This window comes from Pantoea hericii (assembly GCF_014155795.1).
Lineage (GTDB): Bacteria > Pseudomonadota > Gammaproteobacteria > Enterobacterales > Enterobacteriaceae > Pantoea > Pantoea eucalypti.
This window is the reverse complement of the sequence record NZ_SCKV01000002.1, coordinates 493720-512814: the sequence shown is the minus strand read 5'-3', so window position 1 is coordinate 512814 and position 19095 is coordinate 493720. Positions and strand designations below refer to the sequence as shown.

Below are 19095 nucleotides of genomic sequence, written 5' to 3'. Positions count from 1 at the left end.
CTGTATAATGGGGCAAACTTACTAAGTTAACCTGTTGATTTAGAAAGGATTATCACCCAATCATGACGCCTGGGAAGGCGACAAAGAGGAAGCTCAATGAGCGAAAAGTTACAGAAAGTCTTAGCGCGTGCCGGTCATGGCTCGCGTCGTGAAATCGAATCAATGATAGCTGCTGGCCGTGTCAGCGTTGACGGCAAGATCGCCACACTGGGCGACCGCGTCGAAAGCAGCAAATCCCTGAAAATCCGTATTGATGGCCATCTGGTATCGATTGCTGAATCCGCAACCGAAGTATGCCGTGTGCTGGCTTACTACAAACCGGAAGGCGAACTCTGTACCCGCAGCGATCCTGAAGGCCGCCCAACGGTGTTTGACCGCCTGCCTCGTCTGCGTGGTTCACGCTGGATTGCCGTTGGCCGTCTGGATGTGAACACCTGTGGTCTGATGCTCTTCACCACCGACGGTGAACTGGCGAACCGCCTGATGCATCCGAGCCGTGAAGTGGAACGTGAATATGCAGTGCGCGTCTTTGGCCAGGTCGACGATGATAAAATTCGTCAGTTGAGTAAAGGTGTTCAGCTGGAAGATGGCCCGGCTGCGTTTAAAACGCTTAAGTTTGGCGGCGGGGAAGGGATCAACCAGTGGTATAACGTCACCCTCACCGAAGGACGTAATCGTGAAGTACGTCGTTTGTGGGAAGCGGTCGGCGTGCAGGTCAGTCGTCTGATGCGTGTCCGCTACGGCGATATCACCTTACCAAAAGGCCTGCCACGTGGTGGCTGGACTGAACTGGATCTGCCAGCGGTAAACTACCTGCGTAACCTGGTTGAGCTGGATGATGAAACCGTCACTAAGCTGGTGGTCGAAAAAGATCGTCGTCGTACCAAGGCGAACCAGATTCGTCGTGCCGTGAAACGGCACACTAAAGTGAGCAGCACACCTCGTGCGCCACGCCGCAATCCGGGCAGCAAACGTAACTCCGGTTAATAGCGTTGCCTGAATGCTAAAAACGCAGCCCCGTGGCTGCGTTTTCTTTTTCTGTTACCAGTCAATTCCCTGCTGAGCCTGTATACCGGCATCAAATGCGTGTTTCACTGGCCGCATCTCCGTTACCGTATCTGCCATCTCCGTCAGGCTGCGATGACAGCCTCGTCCGGTAATAATCACGCTCTGATGTGCCGGGCGCTGTTGCAGGGTGGTGATCAGATCGTCCAGCGGCAGATAATCCATGCTGACCATATAGGTGATTTCATCGAGCACCACCAGATCGATCTGCTCATCGGCCAGCATCCGCTTTGCATGCTGCCACACAGCCAGACAGGCGGCGGTATCCGTTTCGCGGTTCTGCGTGTCCCACGTAAACCCGGTTGCCATCACCTGAAACTCCACACCGTGCTGTTCCAGCAGGTTTCGCTCGCCATTCGGCCAGTCACCTTTAATAAACTGGATCGCTGCTGCTCGCTTGCCATGTCCGGTGGCGCGAAGTGCTGTGCCAAAGGCTGCCGTGGTTTTGCCTTTGCCATTGCCGGTGAACACCATCAGGATGCCACGAACCTCGGTGGCCGCTGCAATGCGCGCATCGACCTGCTCTTTTAAACGTTGCTGACGTTGTTGATGACGATCGTCAGCCATTATTCCGCGGCTCCCGGTTTTCTGCCCGGCTGTGCATCAAAGCTGATACCGGTTTTGCGTCGGCTGTCATCACCCATCAGATAAAGGTAGAGCGGCATCAGATCGGCAGGGGTTTTCAGCTTATTAGCATCTTCCTGCGGGAAAGCACTGGCGCGCATTTTGGTGCGCGTGCCGCCCGGGTTGATACAGTTTACCCGCAGCGAGTGCGTCTTATATTCATCAGCCAGTACCTGCATCATCCCTTCGGTAGCAAATTTAGAGACGGCATAAGCGCCCCAGCCCGCGCGACCCGTACGGCCAACGCTGGAGGTGGTAAAGACCAGTGAACCGGCATCCGATTTTAACAGCAGCGGTAACAGTGCCTGGGTCAGGAAGAAGGTCGCATCCAGATTGATATTCATCACCTCCTGCCAGATCTGTGGGTCCAGTTCCGCCAGCGGCACAATCTCACCCAGGATACCGGCGTTGTGCAGCACGCCGTCAAGACGCGGAAACTGCTGAGCCAGTTGCTCTCCAATCTGATGGCAACGTTCCGGCGTCGCATCGGCCAGATCGAACACCACAGTGTGAGCAGGGCATTGATTAAGTTGATTGATAGCCTGTGCGACCTGCTGAAGCTTATCAGCGTTACGGCCCATCAGGATCACTTCAGCGCCATAACGGGCGTAAGTCAGCGCCGCCTCCCGGCCAATACCATCGGAAGCACCCGTGACCAGGATAATACGGTGATTGAGCAGGTCGCTTTTCGGTTGATAGTGCACAGCGGGATCCTCCAGCGAAAACAGCATGATTCCGCTTTATGCCTGAATTTACGAATGGGCGCAATCGCCAACCTGCGCATTCTGTGCCGGCTGCTGGCATTTCAGGCGACGGAGCAGGGCAAAACGGCTAAACTGGCGAACTGTTTTTGATTCTCTGTAACTAAGGCGACCTGATGGATTTTATTTCAACGTATGGACTGTTTTTAGCGAAAGCGGTGACACTGGTGGTTGCCGTCGCCGCGATCGTCATGATTATTATGAATGCTGCGCTGCGCAAGCGGGCACAAAATGGTCAGCTTCGCCTGACGCATCTGGGTGATGACTATCAGCAGATGAAAGAGGATTTGCAGCTGGCAAAAATGAAACCCCAGGCGCAAAAAGTCTGGCTGAAAAACCATAAAAAAAGCGAAAAGCTGAAAGCGAAAGCGGAAAAACAGGCGGCGAAGCAGGGGCAGACTGACAGCGTCAAACCCACCCTTTATGTGCTCGATTTTAAAGGCAGCATGGATGCCGGTGAGGTGACCTCACTGCGTGAAGAGATATCAGCAGTACTGGCCGTAAAACAGCCCGGCGATGAAGTGCTGTTGCGTCTTGAAAGTCCGGGCGGCGTGGTACATGGCTATGGCCTGGCGGCCTCGCAGCTGCAGCGTCTGCGCGATCAGGGACTGCGTATTACGGCAGCCGTGGATAAAGTGGCGGCCTCCGGCGGATACATGATGGCCTGCGTAGCTGACCGCATCGTGGCAGCACCGTTCTCAATCATTGGCTCAATTGGTGTGGTTGCGCAAATTCCTAACTTCAACCGCCTGCTGAAACGTAACGATATCGATGTTGAGCTGCATACCGCCGGACAATATAAGCGTACGCTGACGCTCTTCGGTGAAAACACCGAAGAAGGGCGTGAGAAGTTCCAGGAAGATCTTGACGAAACACACCTGTTATTTAAACAGTTCGTTCACCAGATGCGCCCGTCACTCGATATCAATAAGGTTGCAACCGGTGAACACTGGTATGGCCGTCAGGCGCTGAATCTGGGGCTGATTGACGAAATTGGCACCAGCGATGATTTGATCATTCGTCAGATGGATCAGTTCAACGTTCTTGGCGTGCATTATGCCCGTCGCCGTAAAATGATGGACCGCTTTACCCAGAGTGCCGGTTCGGTGGCCGAGCGGCTGTTGCTGAAACTCTGGCAGCGTGGTGAAAAGCCATTGCTCTGATGCGAAACCCGGCCTGTGCCGGGTTTTTTATTTCAGGTGCGGGTGTTTTATTCCAGGTGATAGCGCGGCGACAGCACCACTGCAAGGTGTTTAAAGACGTTAAACACGGCGGTGGTTTTCGCGGTCGGCAGTCCGTCCGCGTCAAGAAAAAACGGTCCGCGAAAGACCAGTACATCGGCCTGCTGAGTCACCTCGTCCGCCTGCATGCCTGCTAAATAATCGTCATGCTCTTTGATCAGCGTATTGGCCTTTTCCAGCAACGCCTGGCGGGAAATAGCCTGTGTCGTTCTCTCCATTTATTCGTTCCTTTTTGACAGCACCCAAATCCTTTCTATATTACTGGCGTGCCAGACGGTATGACAAATCGGTCTGAACGATGAAATCTGGCGTAAGTTCAGGCTGAGTGCTAATTAGGTTGCGTAACAGATTTTATCAGGTAGAGTGTGGGCGATTCCGATTTCAGGGATTTTGCACCGGGATGTGTGAAGAGTTCAGATGGAAAAAGTATGCCTTATCATGCAGTTGCATTACACCGCATCATCTGTTCTGAGATTGACCCCTCCGCCTTGAAATGTTAAACAGGCGCAGCAATATTGAACCCGATGGGTTTTTGGGCATCCAATCCTCTCCCGTTAAGCAGGATGTTTTCATTAGGTAAAGGTAAATATGGGTAAAGCACTCGTTATTGTTGAGTCCCCGGCAAAGGCTAAAACAATCAATAAATATCTGGGCAATGACTACGTGGTTAAATCCAGCGTCGGTCATATCCGGGATCTGCCGACCAGTGGTTCAACCGCAAAGAAGAGTGCTGACGCCTCGACTGAAAAGAAAGCCAAAGACGCTGCGACTGACAAGAAAGTCAAAAAAGTAAAAAAAGATGAGAAAGCCGCACTCGTCAGCCGCATGGGTGTTGACCCCTATCACGGCTGGGAAGCGGATTATCAGATTCTGCCCGGCAAAGAGAAAGTGGTTGCGGAACTGAAGGCATTAGCCGCCAATGCTGACCACATCTATCTCGCAACCGACCTTGACCGCGAAGGGGAAGCTATTGCCTGGCACCTGCGGGAAGTGATCGGGGGTGATGACTCACGCTTTAGCCGCGTGGTATTTAACGAAATTACGAAGAATGCGATTCGTCAGGCGTTTGAAAAGCCGGGCGAACTGAATATTGACAGGGTTAATGCTCAACAGGCGCGTCGTTTCATGGACCGCGTGGTGGGTTATATGGTCTCACCACTGCTGTGGAAAAAGATCGCCCGTGGTCTTTCTGCCGGACGTGTTCAATCCGTTGCCGTGCGTCTGGTCGTGGAGCGTGAGCGAGAAATTAAAGCCTTTGTGCCTGAAGAGTACTGGGAAGTTAATGCCGCGCTAAGCACGCCGAAAGGTGATGAGCTGTCGATGGATGTGACGCACAAAGGCGATAAAGCCTTCCGTCCGGTCAATCGCGATGAAACCTACGCCGCCGTCGCGCTGCTCGAAAAAGCGCGTTATGAGATCGTCGATCGTGAAGATAAGCCGACCAGCAGTAAGCCGGGCGCGCCCTATATCACCTCAACGCTGCAGCAGGCTGCCAGTACCCGTCTTGGCTTTGGTGTTAAGAAAACCATGATGATGGCCCAGCGCCTGTACGAAGCGGGTCACATTACTTACATGCGTACCGATTCAACCAACCTGAGTCAGGATGCGGTCGCCATGGCACGGGGTTATATCGAAAGCAATTTCGGTAAAAAATATCTGCCTGACAATCCTGTGACTTACGCCAGCAAAGAAAACTCCCAGGAAGCGCATGAAGCGATTCGTCCTTCTGATGTGGACGTGGTGGCGGAACAGCTGAAAGATATGGAAGCGGATGCACAGAAACTCTATCAGCTTATCTGGCGTCAGTTTGTTGCCTGTCAGATGACACCGGCAAAATATGATTCCAGCACCATCACCGCCGCCGCGGGTGAGTTCAGACTCAAAGCAAAAGGGCGTATTCTGCGTTTCGACGGCTGGACCAAAGTGATGCCAGCGCTGCGCAAGAATGATGAAGATCGTACGTTGCCTGCGGTCAGTGTGGGGGATGTTCTGGACCTTAAAGCACTGCAGCCGGGTCAACACTTCACCAAGCCACCGGCGCGCTTCAGCGAAGCATCCCTGGTGCGCGAGCTTGAGAAACGCGGAATTGGCCGTCCATCAACCTACGCAGCCATTACCTCGACCATTCAGGATCGTGGCTATGTGAGGGTGGAAAATCGCCGTTTCTATGCGGAAAAAATGGGTGAAATCGTTACCGATCGTCTGGAAGAGAACTTCCGCGAACTGATGAATTACGATTTCACCGCCCGCATGGAGAGCAACCTTGACCAGGTTGCCAATAACGAGGCGCAATGGAAAGCGGTGCTCGACCACTTCTTCAGCGACTTTACTCAGCAGCTTGAACTGGCTGAGAAAGATCCTGAAGAGGGTGGCATGCAGCCAAACCAGATGGTGCTGACCTCAATCGAGTGTCCGACCTGTAGCCGTCAGATGGGAATTCGCACCGCCAGTACCGGCGTCTTCCTGGGCTGTTCTGGCTACGCGCTGCCGCCTAAAGAACGCTGCAAACAGACCATCAACCTGATTCCGGAAAATGAAGTTCTCAATATTCTGGAAGGGGATGATGCTGAAACCAACGCACTGCGTGCCCGTCGCCGCTGCCAGAAGTGTGGCACAGCCATGGACAGCTATCTGATCGATAACGAACGTAAACTGCATGTCTGTGGTAATAACCCGGAGTGTGATGGTTACGAAATCGAGAAGGGTGAGTTCCGCATCAAAGGCTATGACGGCCCGATAGTGGAGTGTGAGAAGTGTGGTTCTGAGATGCACCTGAAGATGGGACGCTTTGGGAAGTACATGGCGTGTACCAATGAAGAGTGCAAAAACACCCGTAAGATTTTGCGTAGTGGTGAGGTTGCTCCACCGAAAGAAGATCCGGTTCCACTGCCAGAGCTGGCGTGTGAGAAGTCCGATGCTTACTTCGTGTTGCGAGACGGCGCAGCGGGCGTTTTCCTTGCAGCCAACACCTTCCCGAAATCACGCGAAACGCGTGCGCCGCTGGTGGAAGAGCTTCAGCGCTTTAAAGATCGTCTGCCTGAAAAGCTGAAATATCTGGCCGACGCGCCAGCAGCCGATCCGGAAGGTAACAAAGCGATGGTGCGCTTTAGCCGTAAAACCAAACAGCAGTATGTTTCCTCTGAAAAAGAGGGCAAAGCAACAGGCTGGTCCGCCTTCTATATAGACGGTAAATGGCAGGTCGCGAAGAAGTAATCCACTCAGGCCAGCGCTCGCTGGCCTTTTTCTGAGCCTTATATCAATCCGTTCTACTCTTTAACGTAAACTGATATAGTTGTTATAGCATTTCCGACCTTTCCTGATGCATAGCATTTTCTACCCTAGCGACTATACGTCAACCGGGGATGCGACTCTGTAACTTACCGGATGGAACAGATATGAAATTACAGCAGTTGCGCTATATCGTCGAAGTGGTAAACCATAATCTCAATGTCTCTTCGACAGCGGAAGGCCTCTACACCTCTCAGCCTGGCATCAGCAAACAGGTTCGCATGCTGGAAGATGAACTGGGCGTGCAAATCTTTGCCCGCAGCGGGAAACATCTCACCCAGGTCACGCCGGCAGGTGAAGAGATCATTCGTATAGCGCGTGAAGTGCTCTCAAAAGTGGATGCGATCAAATCGGTGGCGGGTGAGCATACCTGGCCGGATAAAGGCTCGCTCTATGTGGCGACCACGCACACTCAGGCTCGCTATGCGCTGCCTGGCGTGATCAAAGGCTTTATTGAGCGTTATCCGCGTGTCTCACTCCACATGCATCAGGGTTCCCCGACTCAGATTGCCGAAGCGGTCTCCAAGGGCAATGCGGATTTTGCGATTGCCACCGAGGCACTGCATCTCTATGACGACTTAATCATGCTGCCTTGCTACCACTGGAACCGGGCGATTGTCGTCACCGCTGACCATCCGCTGGCGGGGAAAGGCCAGGTGACCATTGAGGAGCTGGCTGAGTATCCTCTGGTCACTTACACCTTCGGCTTTACCGGGCGTTCTGAACTGGATACGGCCTTTAATCGCGCAGGATTAACGCCACGCATTGTTTTCACCGCCACTGACGCAGACGTCATCAAAACTTATGTTCGCCTGGGCCTGGGCGTAGGGGTTATTGCCAGCATGGCGGTAGACCCGGTGGCCGATCCTGACCTTATTCGTATTGAAGCCGCTGACATCTTTACCAACAGCACCACAAAAATTGGCTTCCGCCGAAGTACCTTCCTGCGTAGTTATATGTATGATTTTATACAACGTTTTGCGCCACATTTGACGCGCGACGTGGTGGACACAGCGGTAGCCTTACGCTCAAACGAGGATATTGAGGCGATGTTTAAAGATATCAAACTGCCGTTTAAATAGAGTTTACGCGCTTCACTTAAACTTAAGGCTGCCAGGTGCAGCCTTTTTTGTTTCCAGGCTTTAGCGCCAAATGAGAATCAAAATTTTTATGATTTTTTTGTAAATGAAACATTGATCACATGTTTTCCCATCGGGCTTTCTTAAATGCGAATTACCACACATTTTTAACTATGTCACTTTGCGACTTGCCAGGATTATTCCCATACTCCAGTTAAGAGTTAATGCAGGAAGCCAGTAAACATAAGGGTCTTTAGCGATCTCTTTAGTTTTAAATGGACCTGTTTTTAAATTAACTCAAATTTATTAGCTCTCTGTTTAATTAAATATTTGTTCCGAAGTTAATGGTTTCTTACGTTACTGGCTCCTATTGATTAATACCGTTAATCGTTTTACTCAATAAAAATAACTGGATTTTTGGCCTTAACGCGTTTAGGATTCCTCCTAAATCTTAATCGATGTTATCAATCATTTTGTTGAGAGTGATTATCAAAAACTATGAATACACGACTGACTGTACAACCGGGTTTCCCGGCAAAAAGCACCAAGGTTGAGCGTACCGGCAACACCCGTCGCAACGCCTGGTTAACCGTATTCGCTGCCTCTGCGCTGTTCTGGGTGGTAGTAGCGTTAATGATTTGGCGTATCTGGGGCTAAAGCCATGTGGGCAAACACACTCAGCCATAAACGTTCCCTGACTTCACGTCAGCACAAGCCGGTTGCCTGCAAAGGAAAAGAACCACTTGCAAAGGACGAGAAAGTGTCTATCCCCGAATCGTGGGATTTGAGTGATAACCAGAGACTTTTTATTGAGTCATTCCTGGACCCTAAGAGTAAATAACGTTTTCAGACCATTTATTAGTCGCAGTTTTTATTACCGGAGTTTCCGGCGGGCTTGTTAATTGCCCTTTACCACATTGCGTACGACCAAAGGGTGTCGCCTTGATGAGGTGACCGCAAAAACTTTTACGCCAGATTCCGGCGAAGGAGTGAACCAAATGAATATGATTAAAATGTCCTGGCTCAGCGCGTATGCCTTCTCCTTTGCGTTCTGGTCTGCGGCGGTGTGGATAACGCTGTAATTTGAATTAAATCACCTTTTTTATGATGCCTCGTGATCTCACGGGGCATTTTCGTTTGTGAGCGATTGTGGCAATTTGTGTTGTAATCAAATCGTTAACGAATTTTGGTCTATCTTTAACATAAACCTTTGTCTCTCTAAGGTTTAAGACCATGAATGAAAAAGGAGGAGCTATGTCGTCTACTCTACGCGAGCAGAGTCAGGAAATACTGCAGGTCGACACCAAAAAATATCACATCTTCAGTCTTCCCCGCGCTGCTCAACATCTCGGCAATATAGACAGTCTGCCCAAATCTCTGAAGGTCCTGCTGGAAAATTTACTGCGCTGGCAGGATGGTGATTCTGTTACGGCAGAAGATATTCAGGCGCTGGTTGACTGGCAAAAAGATGCCCACGCCGATCGTGAAATCGCCTATCGTCCCGCCCGTGTATTAATGCAGGACTTTACCGGCGTACCTGCCGTAGTTGACCTGGCGGCGATGCGCGAAGCGGTAAATCGCCTGGGTGGCGATGTGGCGAAAGTGAATCCGTTATCGCCAGTGGATCTGGTCATTGACCACTCAGTTACCGTTGATCACTTTGGCGATGATGACGCTTTCGAGGAGAACGTTCGGCTGGAGATGGAGCGCAACCATGAGCGTTATGTCTTCCTGCGCTGGGGACAGAAAGCTTTTGATAAGTTCCGGGTTGTACCGCCGGGCACCGGTATCTGCCATCAGGTGAACCTGGAGTATCTGGGTAAGGCGATCTGGCATGAAACGCTCAACGGCGAAGAGTATGCCTGGCCCGATACACTGGTCGGCACTGACTCCCACACCACCATGATCAACGCGCTGGGCGTGCTGGGATGGGGAGTAGGGGGAATCGAGGCAGAAGCTGCCATGCTTGGCCAGCCCGTCTCCATGCTGATTCCGGATGTAGTGGGTTTCAAACTCACCGGCAAACTCAAGCCTGGCATCACCGCGACTGACCTGGTGCTTACCGTTACCCAGATGCTTCGTAAGCATGGCGTCGTGGGCAAATTTGTCGAGTTTTACGGTGATGGTCTGGCCGATCTGCCGCTGGCTGATCGCGCCACTATTGCCAACATGGCCCCGGAATATGGCGCGACCTGCGGTTTCTTCCCGGTCGATGATGTCACGCTCAGTTACATGACGCTCACCGGACGCGATGCCGACCAGGTCGCCCTGGTGGAAGCTTATGCCAAAGCGCAGGGCCTGTGGCGTAACGCCGGCGATGAGCCGCGCTTTACCAGCACCCTGTCACTGGACATGAACGAAGTGGAATCGAGCCTTGCCGGACCAAAACGTCCGCAGGATCGGGTTTCGCTGGGTGATGTGCCTGCCGCGTTTGACGCCAGCAACGAGCTGGAAGTGAATCAGGCACAGAAACCGCATAAAAATGTCGAATACACCGACAGTGACACCGGCCTGACGCATACACTGACCGACGGTGCCGTTGTAATCAGTGCGATTACCTCCTGTACTAACACCTCTAATCCCAGCGTGCTGATGGCGGCTGGCTTACTGGCGAAGAAAGCGGTCGAGCGTGGCCTGAAACGTCAGCCGTGGGTTAAAGCTTCACTGGCACCCGGTTCTAAAGTGGTTTCAGACTATCTCGCCGTCGCGCAACTCACCCCTTATCTTGATGAGCTGGGCTTTAATCTGGTCGGTTATGGCTGCACCACCTGTATCGGTAACTCTGGTCCGCTAAAAGATGAGATTGAGTCTGCCATCAAAGCGGGCGATCTGACGGTCGGTGCAGTGCTGTCCGGCAACCGCAATTTTGAAGGTCGTATTCATCCGCTGATTAAAACCAACTGGCTCGCGTCGCCACCGCTGGTGGTAGCCTATGCGCTGGCGGGTAATATGAAAATCAACCTGCAGACTGAGCCACTGGGCCACGATCGTCAGGGCCAGCCGGTCTATCTGAAAGATATCTGGCCAACGCCGAAAGAGATCGCCACAGCCGTGCAGCAGGTTACCAGCGACATGTTCCATAAAGAGTACGCTGAAGTCTTCGACGGCACGCCCGAGTGGCAGGAGATCAAGGTCAGTGAAGCGGCGACGTATGACTGGGATGAAGGCTCGACCTATATTCGTCTGTCGCCGTTCTTTGATGATATGGAGAAAGAGCCTAAGCCGGTGCAGGATATTCGCGGTGCGCGGGTCCTTGCTATGCTGGGCGATTCCGTCACCACGGACCATATCTCACCGGCGGGCAGCATCAAAGCTGAAAGTCCCGCTGGACGTTATCTGCTGTCACACGGCGTTGAGCGAACCGACTTTAACTCCTACGGTTCCCGTCGCGGTAACCTTGAAGTGATGATGCGCGGCACGTTCGCCAACATCCGAATCCGCAATGAGATGGTGCCAGGCGTGGAGGGCGGTTATACCCGTCATTATCCGAGTGGCGAGCAGCTGGCTATCTATGACGCGGCGATGAAATATCAGGCGGAAGGTATACCGCTGGCCGTGATTGCCGGTCTTGAGTATGGCTCCGGTTCAAGCCGCGACTGGGCGGCGAAAGGCCCACGTTTGCAGGGTGTGAGAGTTGTCATTGCTGAATCTTTTGAGCGTATTCACCGCTCAAACCTGATCGGCATGGGCATTCTGCCGCTGGAATTCCCGCAGGGCGTGACCCGCAAAACCCTGGGCCTGACCGGTGAAGAGCGTATTGACGTGGAGAATCTTCAGGCACTGACGCCAGGCTGCAGCGTGAAAGTGACGTTGACCCGTGCTGACGGCAGTAAAGAGGCGCTGGACACCCGCTGTCGCATTGATACCGGTAATGAGCTGACCTATTACCGTAACGACGGCATCCTGCACTACGTTATCCGCAATATGCTGGACTGACAAAAAAAGCCGGGGCGACCCGGCTTTTTCATTCAGGATTTCGGCAGCAGATGCCCCATCTTCGCCGCTTTGGTATCCAGATAGTGCGCATTCTTCGGGTTACGTCCCACGACCAGCGGCACACGCTCAACGATGTTGATCCCGGCTTCGCTGAGGATCTCAACTTTACGCGGGTTATTGGTCAGCAGGCGCACTTCATTTACGCCCAGCAGTTTGAACATATCGGCGCACAGGGTGAAGTCGCGTTCATCAGCGGCAAAGCCTAGCTGATGGTTTGCTTCCACGGTGTCATAGCCTTTGTCCTGCAACGCATAGGCGCGGATCTTATTCAGCAGACCGATATTACGGCCTTCCTGGCGGTGATACAGCAGCACACCGCGACCTTCTTCTGCGATGGCATTAAGGGCGGCTTCAAGCTGAAAGCCGCAGTCGCAACGCAGGCTGAAGAGCGCATCGCCGGTCAGGCATTCGGAGTGAACGCGCGCCAGTACCGGCTCGTTATCATTAATATCGCCAAAGACCAGTGCAACGTGGTCATGTCCGGTTGCCAGTTCTTCAAAACCAACCATCAGGAAATCTCCCCATGGCGTGGGCAGTTTGGCTTCTGCCACCCGTTTAAGCTGCATGTGACTCTCCAGAACCTTCAGAGGATGCACTATCATCATGATAGTGCACAGGCCAGTGTGGCCCGACAAACGTGCAATATTGTGCCACAACCCGCAAGCGGGCTGGTAATCTCTGATACCAATTGCAGTGATAAAGCACAATTATCCAATCGGCAACGGTTATGTTATTCTTTTTTAAGCTAAAGTTATGCAATTGTTGTCTTTTAACACCGGGATAAGGGAAGAGGATGTTTAAGATTTCGCGTCGAACCACCTTCGGAATGCTGCTGCTGCTGATCATGCCCGTTGCCGTCTGGCTTACTGGCTGGCGCTGGCAGGCAGGTGAAAGCAATGCGGTGCTGAAAGGTCTGTTCTGGATGACCGAAACCGTTACCAATCCGTGGGGCATTGTCACCAGCGTGCTGCTGAGTGCATGGATGCTCTGGTGCCTGCGCTTTCGCCTGAAGCCCGCCATTCTGCTTCTGCTGATCATGAACGCGACGATTCTGGCCGGGCAATACACCAAATCCTTTATTAAAGAGCAGATACAGGAGCCGCGTCCCTATGTGATCTGGCTGGAAGAGCATCATGGACTGGATGAAAAGACCTTTTACGAACTCAAACGTAAACAGCGTGGGGAGATGGTGACCTCGCTGATAGCCGATGAGACGCAGATCCCTGGCTGGCTGAAACGTCACTGGGCATTTGAAACCGGTTTCGCTTTTCCCTCTGGACACACCATGTTTGCCGCCAGCTGGGCGCTACTGGCATTGGGCCTGCTCTGGCCGCGTCGTCACTATAAAACCGTGGTGGTGATCTTCCTGTGGGCCACGGGCGTAATGGCGAGCCGTCTGTTGCTGGGCATGCACTGGCCGCGCGATCTGGCAATGGCAACGGTACTTTCCTGGATACTGGTCACCGTTGCTACCTGGCTGGCACAGCGATTCTGTGGACCACTGACGCTGCCGCCGGAAGAGCAAAAAGAGGTGGCGCAGCGGGAGCCCTGATTGTAATTCACCCTTAAGACCCCATATTATTAGTCAGGCCTGCGCAAAAGTGACCTGGCCGATGCTGCTGGGAGCAGCATTTTTGCTGGAGTTTTGGCATAATTCTACCCGACAACCTCACAACAGGATGCACTGTGAAATATTTGCTGATTTTTTTAGTGGTACTGGTCATTTTTATTATTTCCGTCACTTTGGGTGCGCATAACGATCAGGTCATTACTTTTAACTATCTGCTGGCGCAGGGTGAGTTCAGCATCTCGACCTTACTGGCATCGCTGTTTGGCGCAGGTTTCGTGCTTGGCTGGATTATCTGTGGGCTGTTCTGGTTACGGACCCGCGTCGCACTGGCAAATGCCAACCGGAAAATCAAGCGTATGCAGACGCAAATCGAGCAGAGTACTGCTCTGGCGACCACGCCAGCTTCGCCGGCTGGCCGGGAATAATCCCCGATGCATGAATTGCTGTTTCTGTTACTGCCGGTGGCGGCTGCGTATGGCTGGTATATGGGCCGCCGCAGTGCACATCAGGACAAGCAACAGGAAGCCAACCGACTGTCGCGTGAATATGTCGCTGGCGTAAACTTCCTGCTCTCAAATCAGCAGGACAAAGCGGTCGATCTGTTCCTTGATATGCTCAAAGAGGACAGCGGCACGGTAGAAGCCCACCTGACGCTGGGTAATCTCTTCCGATCGCGTGGCGAAGTTGATCGCGCTATCCGTATTCATCAGGCTCTCATGGAAAGTGCTTCCCTGAGCTACGAGCAGCGTCTGCTCGCCGTTCAGCAACTGGGGCGTGATTATATGGCGGCGGGCTTTTATGACCGCGCTGAAGATATGTTTAAGCAGCTCACCGATGAAACGGACTTCCGGGTGGGCGCGCTGCAGCAGCTGCTGCTGATCCATCAGGCAACCAGCGACTGGCAGCAGGCGATTGAGGTGGCAGAACGTCTGGTTAAGCTCGGTAAAGATAAGCAGAAGTGCGAAATTGCCCACTTCTACTGTGAACTGGCGTTACAGGCCATGAGCAGCGACGACCTGGATCGCGCAATGAGCCTGCTGAAGAAAGGGGAGGCGGCCGATCGCAACAGCGCGCGCATCTCTATCATGATGGGCCGTATTTTCATGGAGAAAGAGGATTTCACCAAAGCGGTGGGCCATCTGCAGCGGGTGCTGGATCAGGATAAAGAGCTGGTCAGTGAAACGCTGGGGATGCTGGAGACCTGTTTCCAGCGGCTTAATCAGCCCGAAGCCTGGGCTGATTTCCTGCAGCGTTGTGTGGAAGAGAATACGGGAGCCGCAGCGGAACTCTATCTCTCGGATATCCTGGAGCAGCAGCAGGGTGCTGAAGCGGCGCAAAACTACATCAGTCGACAGCTGCAACGCCATCCAACGATGCGTGTGTTCCATCGCCTGATGGATTTGAACCTGCATGAGGCGGAAGATGGCCGTGCCAAAGAAAGCCTGATGGTACTGCGTGACATGGTGGGCGAACAGATTCGCACCAAGCCGCGCTATCGCTGCCAGAAGTGTGGTTTCACCGCGCATGCACTTTACTGGCACTGCCCATCCTGCCGTACCTGGTCTTCCGTTAAACCTATTCGTGGGCTAGACGGCCAGTAAAACTGGCCGCCGTGAACAGAACACGCCTTATTATAGTTACAACATACTATTGAGTTGTCACCTCCCTGACCTCCGCCATCGTGCATAAAACGCCGGGCAGAGGGGCAAAGGCGATTGTGATGGTCAGATACCGCAGGTAGAATGCTTGCCGTTTGTCTAATGCGCCTGCGGGCGCCTGTTGCAGAGGAAATGCCATGCCTTCACCCCACAATGTGACCGCTTCGCCGATTCTGGTCGCGCTGGATTACCATGACCTCGACAGCGCGCTGCGTTTCGTAGACCAGATTGATCCCCGCAGTTGCCGACTGAAAGTGGGCAAAGAGATGTTTACGCTGTTCGGACCCTCGCTGGTTAAAACCCTGCAGCAGCGCGGTTTTGAGCTCTTTCTCGATCTGAAATTCCACGATATTCCTAACACCACTGCCCATGCCGTGGCTGCTGCTGCCGATCTCGGCGTCTGGATGGTCAACGTCCATGCCAGCGGTGGCGCGCGGATGATGAACGCAGCGCGCGAGGCGCTGCTTCCTTTTGGCAAAGATGCGCCTCTGCTAATTGCGGTGACCGTACTGACCAGTATTGATGCAGACGATCTCAAAGAGCTGGGCATTACACTTTCGCCTGCCGAACAGGCAGAACGACTGGCGAAGCTGACGCAATCATGCGGGCTGGATGGCGTGGTCTGTTCTGCACATGAAGCGGTTCGCTTCAAACAGGTTCTGGGTCAGGATTTTGCGCTGATCACGCCGGGAATTCGCCCGGCAGGCAGCGATGCAGGCGATCAGCGTCGCATCATGACACCCCAGCAGGCGAAGCAGGCGGGCGTAGACTACATGGTGATAGGGCGTCCGATCACCCAATCCGCCGATCCCGCCGCCACCCTGCAGGCGATCCTGCACAGTCTGGAGACACCATAATGGCAGAGGATAATCGACTGGTTTACTCCACCGACAGCGGGCGCATTACCCAGCCTGAGACTAAAGCAGAGCGGCCAAAAGGGGATGGCATTGTACGCATCCAGCGCCAGACCAGCGGACGCAAAGGCAAAGGCGTCTGTCTGATCACCGGCATTGATCTGGATGATGCAGCACTGACGCTGCTGGCCGCTGAACTGAAAAAGAAGTGTGGCTGTGGTGGATCGGTAAAAGAGGGTGTTATCGAGATTCAGGGTGACAAACGCGATTTACTGAAAAGCCTGCTGGAAGCTAAAGGGATGAAAGTCAAACTGGCGGGCGGCTGAATTAAAAAAATCGGGCTACCGAAGTAGCCCGATGGTCATGTAGATGCTTAGCGTAGCCGTTTATTCTTTTAATAAGGTCCTTAGTGGACCTGATGACCGATAATACCACCAACTGCGGCGCCACCGACTGTGCCGAGCGCGCTACCATTGGTCAATACTGAACCCCCAATCGCACCCGCGCCCGCGCCAATGGCGGTGTTGCGGTCACGCTTAGACCAGTTAGAACAGCCGCTCAGGGCAACAGCTAACGTGGTAGCCAGTACAACGGCAGTGATTCGTTTCATTGTTGTAGTCATACACTTCTCCTTTGATGTGCTCACAGAGGCAACACTCTTAGTATAGCTCCGATATTTCCTCAGCCCGCTTGTGTCGCATTATTGCCTCATCCCTGACGGCATAGAAATGTGATCACCATGGACAAACCGTTTGTAGCGGGTGAGTCACAATGCGACAGGCCAACAGGTCCACGCATTGTCTGAGAGGATTCTAAGCGTTCTGCAATAATTCCGAAGATGGAAAATTCTGAAATCACGGCACATTTTTTCATTCACAGCCATTCCTTCTGCGTTTATAGCCATTTGCTCCATAACTCTTTCGCGTCCGACTCCGCAAAATTCAGGGACGATTGTCAGCAGGAGAAAAGAGATGCTGGAACACCTTAAACAACAGGTTCTGGAAGCGAATCTGGATCTACCCAAATACAACCTGGTGACCTTTACCTGGGGGAATGTCAGCGCGATTGATCGCGAGCAGGGTTTGCTGGTGATTAAACCTTCCGGCGTGCGCTATGAAGTGATGAAGCGCGACGACATGGTTGTGGTCGATCTGGCGAGTGGCAATGTGGTAGAAGGGGATAAACGCCCTTCATCGGACACGGCGACGCATCGTGCGCTCTATCTCGCCTGGCCGGAAGTCGGTGGCATTGTCCATACGCATTCGCGTCATGCGACCATCTGGGCGCAGGCAGGACGACCCATTCCGGCCTGGGGAACAACCCACGCCGACGATTTCTATGGCGAGATCCCCTGCACCCGCGCGATGCGTAACGAAGAGATTCAGCACGAGTACGAGTGGAACACGGGCGAAGTGATTATTGAGACGTTCGCGCAGCGCGGATTATCGCCTTCGGCGATCCCGGGGGTACTGGTCAACTCCCACGGCCCATTTGCCTGGGGTAAAGACGCCCATGCCGCTGTACACAGCGCGGTTGTCCTGGAGGAGGTGGCCTATATGGGGCTCTTTAGCCAGCAGCTTACTGCTAACCTGCCGCCCATTAATCAGACGCTGCTCGATCTGCACTACCTGCGGAAGCACGGTGAGAATGCCTGGTACGGGCAAAAATAACGAACGGGACGCGACGGCGTCCCTTTTTTTGTCGCCATTGCCGCTGGTATGGCGATCCCCATCATAGTTATCAAAACATCCATCCCGAAAAAATAAAACAGCGTTTCATTTATATCGAGGCGATCACTGTTTTAATAACCTCAAATCACTACTTTGCTTTCATCGCCTTCGGGCACTTCCTGCTCCAACACTGGCAAAGCAAAGGTGAAACCTGTATGCACATCAAACGGGCAATAGACAAAATTCCGGGCGGCATGATGCTTATTCCGCTGTTTATCGGCGCACTCTGCCATACATTCTCTCCCGACGCCGGGAAATACTTCGGCTCTTTCACCAACGGTCTGATGACGGGGACGGTGCCGATTCTGGCCGTCTGGTTCTTCTGTATGGGAGCATCGATAAAGCTCAGCGCTACCGGCACGGTACTGCGTAAATCGGGGACGCTGGTGTTAACGAAAATTGCCGTTGCCTGGGTTGTGGCGGCTATCGCCTCACGCGTGATGCCGGAGAATGGGGTAGAAGTGGGGATGTTCGCGGGCTTATCCACGCTGGCGCTGGTAGCTGCAATGGACATGACGAATGGCGGCTTGTATGCCTCGATCATGCAGCAATACGGTTCCAAAGAGGAGGCTGGCGCGTTTGTGCTGATGTCACTGGAGTCCGGGCCATTAATGACCATGGTTATTCTGGGTACTGCGGGTATCGCCTCATTCGAGCCACACGTGTTTGTGGGCGCTGTCCTGCCGTTTGTGGTCGGATTTGCATTAGGAAATCTTGATCCGGAGTTGCGTGACTTCTTCGGAAAAGCGGTACATACACTGATTCCTTTTTTCGCTTTTGCGCTGGGTAACACCATTAACCTGGGCGTGATTGCGGAAACCGGACTGCTGGGCATCATGCTGGGCATCGCCGTGATCATCATTACAGGTATCCCGCTTATTCTGGCCGACCGGCTGATTGGCGGCGGGGATGGCACGGCCGGTATAGCCGCATCCAGTACGGCAGGCGCCGCAGTGGCGACACCCGTACTGATTGCCGAGATGTTGCCGCAGTTTAAACCGGTTGCGCCTGCCGCAACGGCGCTGGTTGCCACATCTGTCATTGTGACCTCAGTGCTGGTGCCCATTATCACCGCTATCTATTCAAAACGCCTTAAGCGTCTCCATGTTGCCGTCGGGCAGCGTGCCGCTATTAAGTAACCTGCCTAATCAATCCCCGGCGCGCCAGTCGGGGATCACTCTGGATTTTGTGTTGTAAATCAATCTCTCATTTGGTCTGGCCTCACTCTG

At 53.2% G+C, this 19095-nt stretch carries 18 protein-coding genes; 13 read left to right on the top strand and 5 right to left on the bottom strand.

What is annotated here, in order from left to right; genetic code table 11:
- The first annotated feature begins 96 nt into the window (after positions 1 to 96).
- Positions 97 to 987 (top strand): 23S rRNA pseudouridine(2605) synthase RluB, encoded by an 891-nt coding sequence (gene rluB, locus H7K52_RS06010; RefSeq protein WP_003853880.1) that lies wholly within the window; start codon positions 97 to 99, stop codon positions 985 to 987.
- A 54-nt stretch (positions 988 to 1041) separates the two neighbouring features.
- Here rluB and cobO read toward each other — a convergent pair whose 3' ends face one another.
- Both cobO and H7K52_RS06000 read right to left on the bottom strand, forming a co-directional pair.
- Positions 1042 to 1632: a cob(I)yrinic acid a,c-diamide adenosyltransferase gene (cobO, locus tag H7K52_RS06005; protein ID WP_003853878.1), complete on the bottom strand. Its 591-nt coding sequence runs from the start codon at positions 1630 to 1632 to the stop codon at positions 1042 to 1044.
- Positions 1632 to 2393 carry a YciK family oxidoreductase gene (locus H7K52_RS06000; RefSeq protein WP_003853876.1) on the bottom strand — a complete coding sequence of 254 codons (762 nt, stop codon included), beginning with the start codon at positions 2391 to 2393 and terminating at the stop codon, positions 1632 to 1634. Before H7K52_RS06000 ends, cobO begins: the two co-directional genes overlap by 1 nt.
- A 173-nt stretch (positions 2394 to 2566) precedes the next feature.
- Here H7K52_RS06000 and sohB point away from each other — a divergent pair, with 173 nt between their 5' ends.
- Entirely contained in the window at positions 2567 to 3613 is a 1047-nt protein-coding gene (gene sohB, locus H7K52_RS05995) for a protease SohB (protein ID WP_008925280.1), read from the top strand.
- Between the two features lie 47 nt (positions 3614 to 3660).
- Here the strand turns inward: sohB and H7K52_RS05990 are convergent, their stop codons facing one another.
- The gene (locus tag H7K52_RS05990; protein ID WP_003853871.1) at positions 3661 to 3909 is read right to left on the bottom strand and encodes a YciN family protein; all 249 of its coding nucleotides are present in this window, start codon (positions 3907 to 3909) and stop codon (positions 3661 to 3663) included.
- 370 nt (positions 3910 to 4279) lie between these two features.
- On the opposite strand from H7K52_RS05990, the gene topA reads away from it, so the two are divergent.
- The 4 genes from topA (at position 4280) to acnA (ending at position 11994) form a co-directional block, all read left to right on the top strand.
- Positions 4280 to 6904: a type I DNA topoisomerase gene (gene topA, locus H7K52_RS05985; RefSeq protein ID WP_003853868.1), complete on the top strand. Its 2625-nt coding sequence runs from the start codon at positions 4280 to 4282 to the stop codon at positions 6902 to 6904.
- 182 nt (positions 6905 to 7086) lie between these two features.
- Positions 7087 to 8061, top strand: a complete 975-nt coding sequence (cysB, locus tag H7K52_RS05980; protein WP_003853865.1) for an HTH-type transcriptional regulator CysB — start codon at positions 7087 to 7089, stop codon at positions 8059 to 8061.
- A 495-nt stretch (positions 8062 to 8556) separates the two neighbouring features.
- On the top strand, positions 8557 to 8715 hold the full coding sequence (locus H7K52_RS05975; RefSeq protein WP_003853864.1) for a YmiA family putative membrane protein: 159 nt from the start codon (positions 8557 to 8559) through the stop codon (positions 8713 to 8715).
- A 597-nt stretch (positions 8716 to 9312) separates the two neighbouring features.
- Positions 9313 to 11994, top strand: a complete 2682-nt coding sequence (gene acnA, locus H7K52_RS05970) for an aconitate hydratase AcnA (RefSeq protein ID WP_182629826.1) — start codon at positions 9313 to 9315, stop codon at positions 11992 to 11994.
- 32 nt (positions 11995 to 12026) lie between these two features.
- On the opposite strand, the gene ribA is transcribed toward acnA, so the two are convergent.
- On the bottom strand, positions 12027 to 12620 hold the full coding sequence (gene ribA / locus H7K52_RS05965) for a GTP cyclohydrolase II (protein WP_003853859.1): 594 nt from the start codon (positions 12618 to 12620) through the stop codon (positions 12027 to 12029).
- 227 nt (positions 12621 to 12847) lie between these two features.
- Between ribA and pgpB the strand changes: the two genes are divergently transcribed.
- The 5 genes from pgpB to yciH all read left to right on the top strand — a co-directional run bounded on the left by pgpB (position 12848) and on the right by yciH (position 16462).
- The gene (gene pgpB / locus H7K52_RS05960; RefSeq protein WP_182629825.1) at positions 12848 to 13606 is read left to right on the top strand and encodes a phosphatidylglycerophosphatase B; all 759 of its coding nucleotides are present in this window, start codon (positions 12848 to 12850) and stop codon (positions 13604 to 13606) included.
- A 134-nt stretch (positions 13607 to 13740) separates the two neighbouring features.
- The gene (locus H7K52_RS05955; RefSeq protein WP_003853856.1) at positions 13741 to 14049 is read left to right on the top strand and encodes a LapA family protein; all 309 of its coding nucleotides are present in this window, start codon (positions 13741 to 13743) and stop codon (positions 14047 to 14049) included.
- Positions 14050 to 14055: 6 nt separating this feature from the next.
- Positions 14056 to 15225 carry a lipopolysaccharide assembly protein LapB gene (gene lapB, locus H7K52_RS05950; protein WP_182629824.1) on the top strand — a complete coding sequence of 390 codons (1170 nt, stop codon included), beginning with the start codon at positions 14056 to 14058 and terminating at the stop codon, positions 15223 to 15225.
- A 194-nt stretch (positions 15226 to 15419) separates the two neighbouring features.
- Complete coding sequence (gene pyrF, locus H7K52_RS05945) at positions 15420 to 16139, top strand: orotidine-5'-phosphate decarboxylase (RefSeq protein WP_182629823.1); 720 nt, start codon at positions 15420 to 15422, stop codon at positions 16137 to 16139.
- Positions 16139 to 16462, top strand: coding sequence for a stress response translation initiation inhibitor YciH (gene yciH / locus H7K52_RS05940; RefSeq protein ID WP_008925275.1), 324 nt, complete (start codon positions 16139 to 16141; stop codon positions 16460 to 16462). Before pyrF ends, yciH begins: the two co-directional genes overlap by 1 nt.
- A gap of 80 nt (positions 16463 to 16542) precedes the next feature.
- On the opposite strand, the gene osmB is transcribed toward yciH, so the two are convergent.
- Entirely contained in the window at positions 16543 to 16758 is a 216-nt protein-coding gene (gene osmB / locus H7K52_RS05935) for an osmotically-inducible lipoprotein OsmB (protein ID WP_003853848.1), read from the bottom strand.
- Positions 16759 to 17107: 349 nt separating this feature from the next.
- On the opposite strand from osmB, the gene araD reads away from it, so the two are divergent.
- Positions 17108 to 17806, top strand: a complete 699-nt coding sequence (araD, locus tag H7K52_RS05930; protein WP_039660139.1) for an L-ribulose-5-phosphate 4-epimerase — start codon at positions 17108 to 17110, stop codon at positions 17804 to 17806.
- A gap of 215 nt (positions 17807 to 18021) precedes the next feature.
- Positions 18022 to 19005, top strand: a complete 984-nt coding sequence (gene kdgT / locus H7K52_RS05925; RefSeq protein WP_003853844.1) for a 2-keto-3-deoxygluconate transporter — start codon at positions 18022 to 18024, stop codon at positions 19003 to 19005.
- The last annotated feature ends 90 nt before the right edge of the window (positions 19006 to 19095 follow it).

What these genes read in the sequence shown, in the direction of transcription:
- pgpB (WP_182629825.1), top strand. Translation starts at nt 12,848, where the DNA reads ATGTTTAAGATTTCGCGTCGAACCACCTTCGGAATGCTGCTGCTGCTG.
- araD (WP_039660139.1), top strand. Translation starts at nt 17,108, where the DNA reads ATGCTGGAACACCTTAAACAACAGGTTCTGGAAGCGAATCTGGATCTA.
- rluB (WP_003853880.1), top strand. Translation starts at nt 97, where the DNA reads ATGAGCGAAAAGTTACAGAAAGTCTTAGCGCGTGCCGGTCATGGCTCG.
- ribA (WP_003853859.1), bottom strand. Translation starts at nt 12,620, where the DNA reads ATGCAGCTTAAACGGGTGGCAGAAGCCAAACTGCCCACGCCATGGGGA.
- H7K52_RS05990 (WP_003853871.1), bottom strand. Translation starts at nt 3,909, where the DNA reads ATGGAGAGAACGACACAGGCTATTTCCCGCCAGGCGTTGCTGGAAAAG.
- kdgT (WP_003853844.1), top strand. Translation starts at nt 18,022, where the DNA reads ATGCACATCAAACGGGCAATAGACAAAATTCCGGGCGGCATGATGCTT.
- acnA (WP_182629826.1), top strand. Translation starts at nt 9,313, where the DNA reads ATGTCGTCTACTCTACGCGAGCAGAGTCAGGAAATACTGCAGGTCGAC.
- pyrF (WP_182629823.1), top strand. Translation starts at nt 15,420, where the DNA reads ATGCCTTCACCCCACAATGTGACCGCTTCGCCGATTCTGGTCGCGCTG.
- cobO (WP_003853878.1), bottom strand. Translation starts at nt 1,632, where the DNA reads ATGGCTGACGATCGTCATCAACAACGTCAGCAACGTTTAAAAGAGCAG.
- sohB (WP_008925280.1), top strand. Translation starts at nt 2,567, where the DNA reads ATGGATTTTATTTCAACGTATGGACTGTTTTTAGCGAAAGCGGTGACA.
- osmB (WP_003853848.1), bottom strand. Translation starts at nt 16,758, where the DNA reads ATGACTACAACAATGAAACGAATCACTGCCGTTGTACTGGCTACCACG.
- cysB (WP_003853865.1), top strand. Translation starts at nt 7,087, where the DNA reads ATGAAATTACAGCAGTTGCGCTATATCGTCGAAGTGGTAAACCATAAT.
- yciH (WP_008925275.1), top strand. Translation starts at nt 16,139, where the DNA reads ATGGCAGAGGATAATCGACTGGTTTACTCCACCGACAGCGGGCGCATT.
- H7K52_RS05975 (WP_003853864.1), top strand. Translation starts at nt 8,557, where the DNA reads ATGAATACACGACTGACTGTACAACCGGGTTTCCCGGCAAAAAGCACC.
- topA (WP_003853868.1), top strand. Translation starts at nt 4,280, where the DNA reads ATGGGTAAAGCACTCGTTATTGTTGAGTCCCCGGCAAAGGCTAAAACA.
- lapB (WP_182629824.1), top strand. Translation starts at nt 14,056, where the DNA reads ATGCATGAATTGCTGTTTCTGTTACTGCCGGTGGCGGCTGCGTATGGC.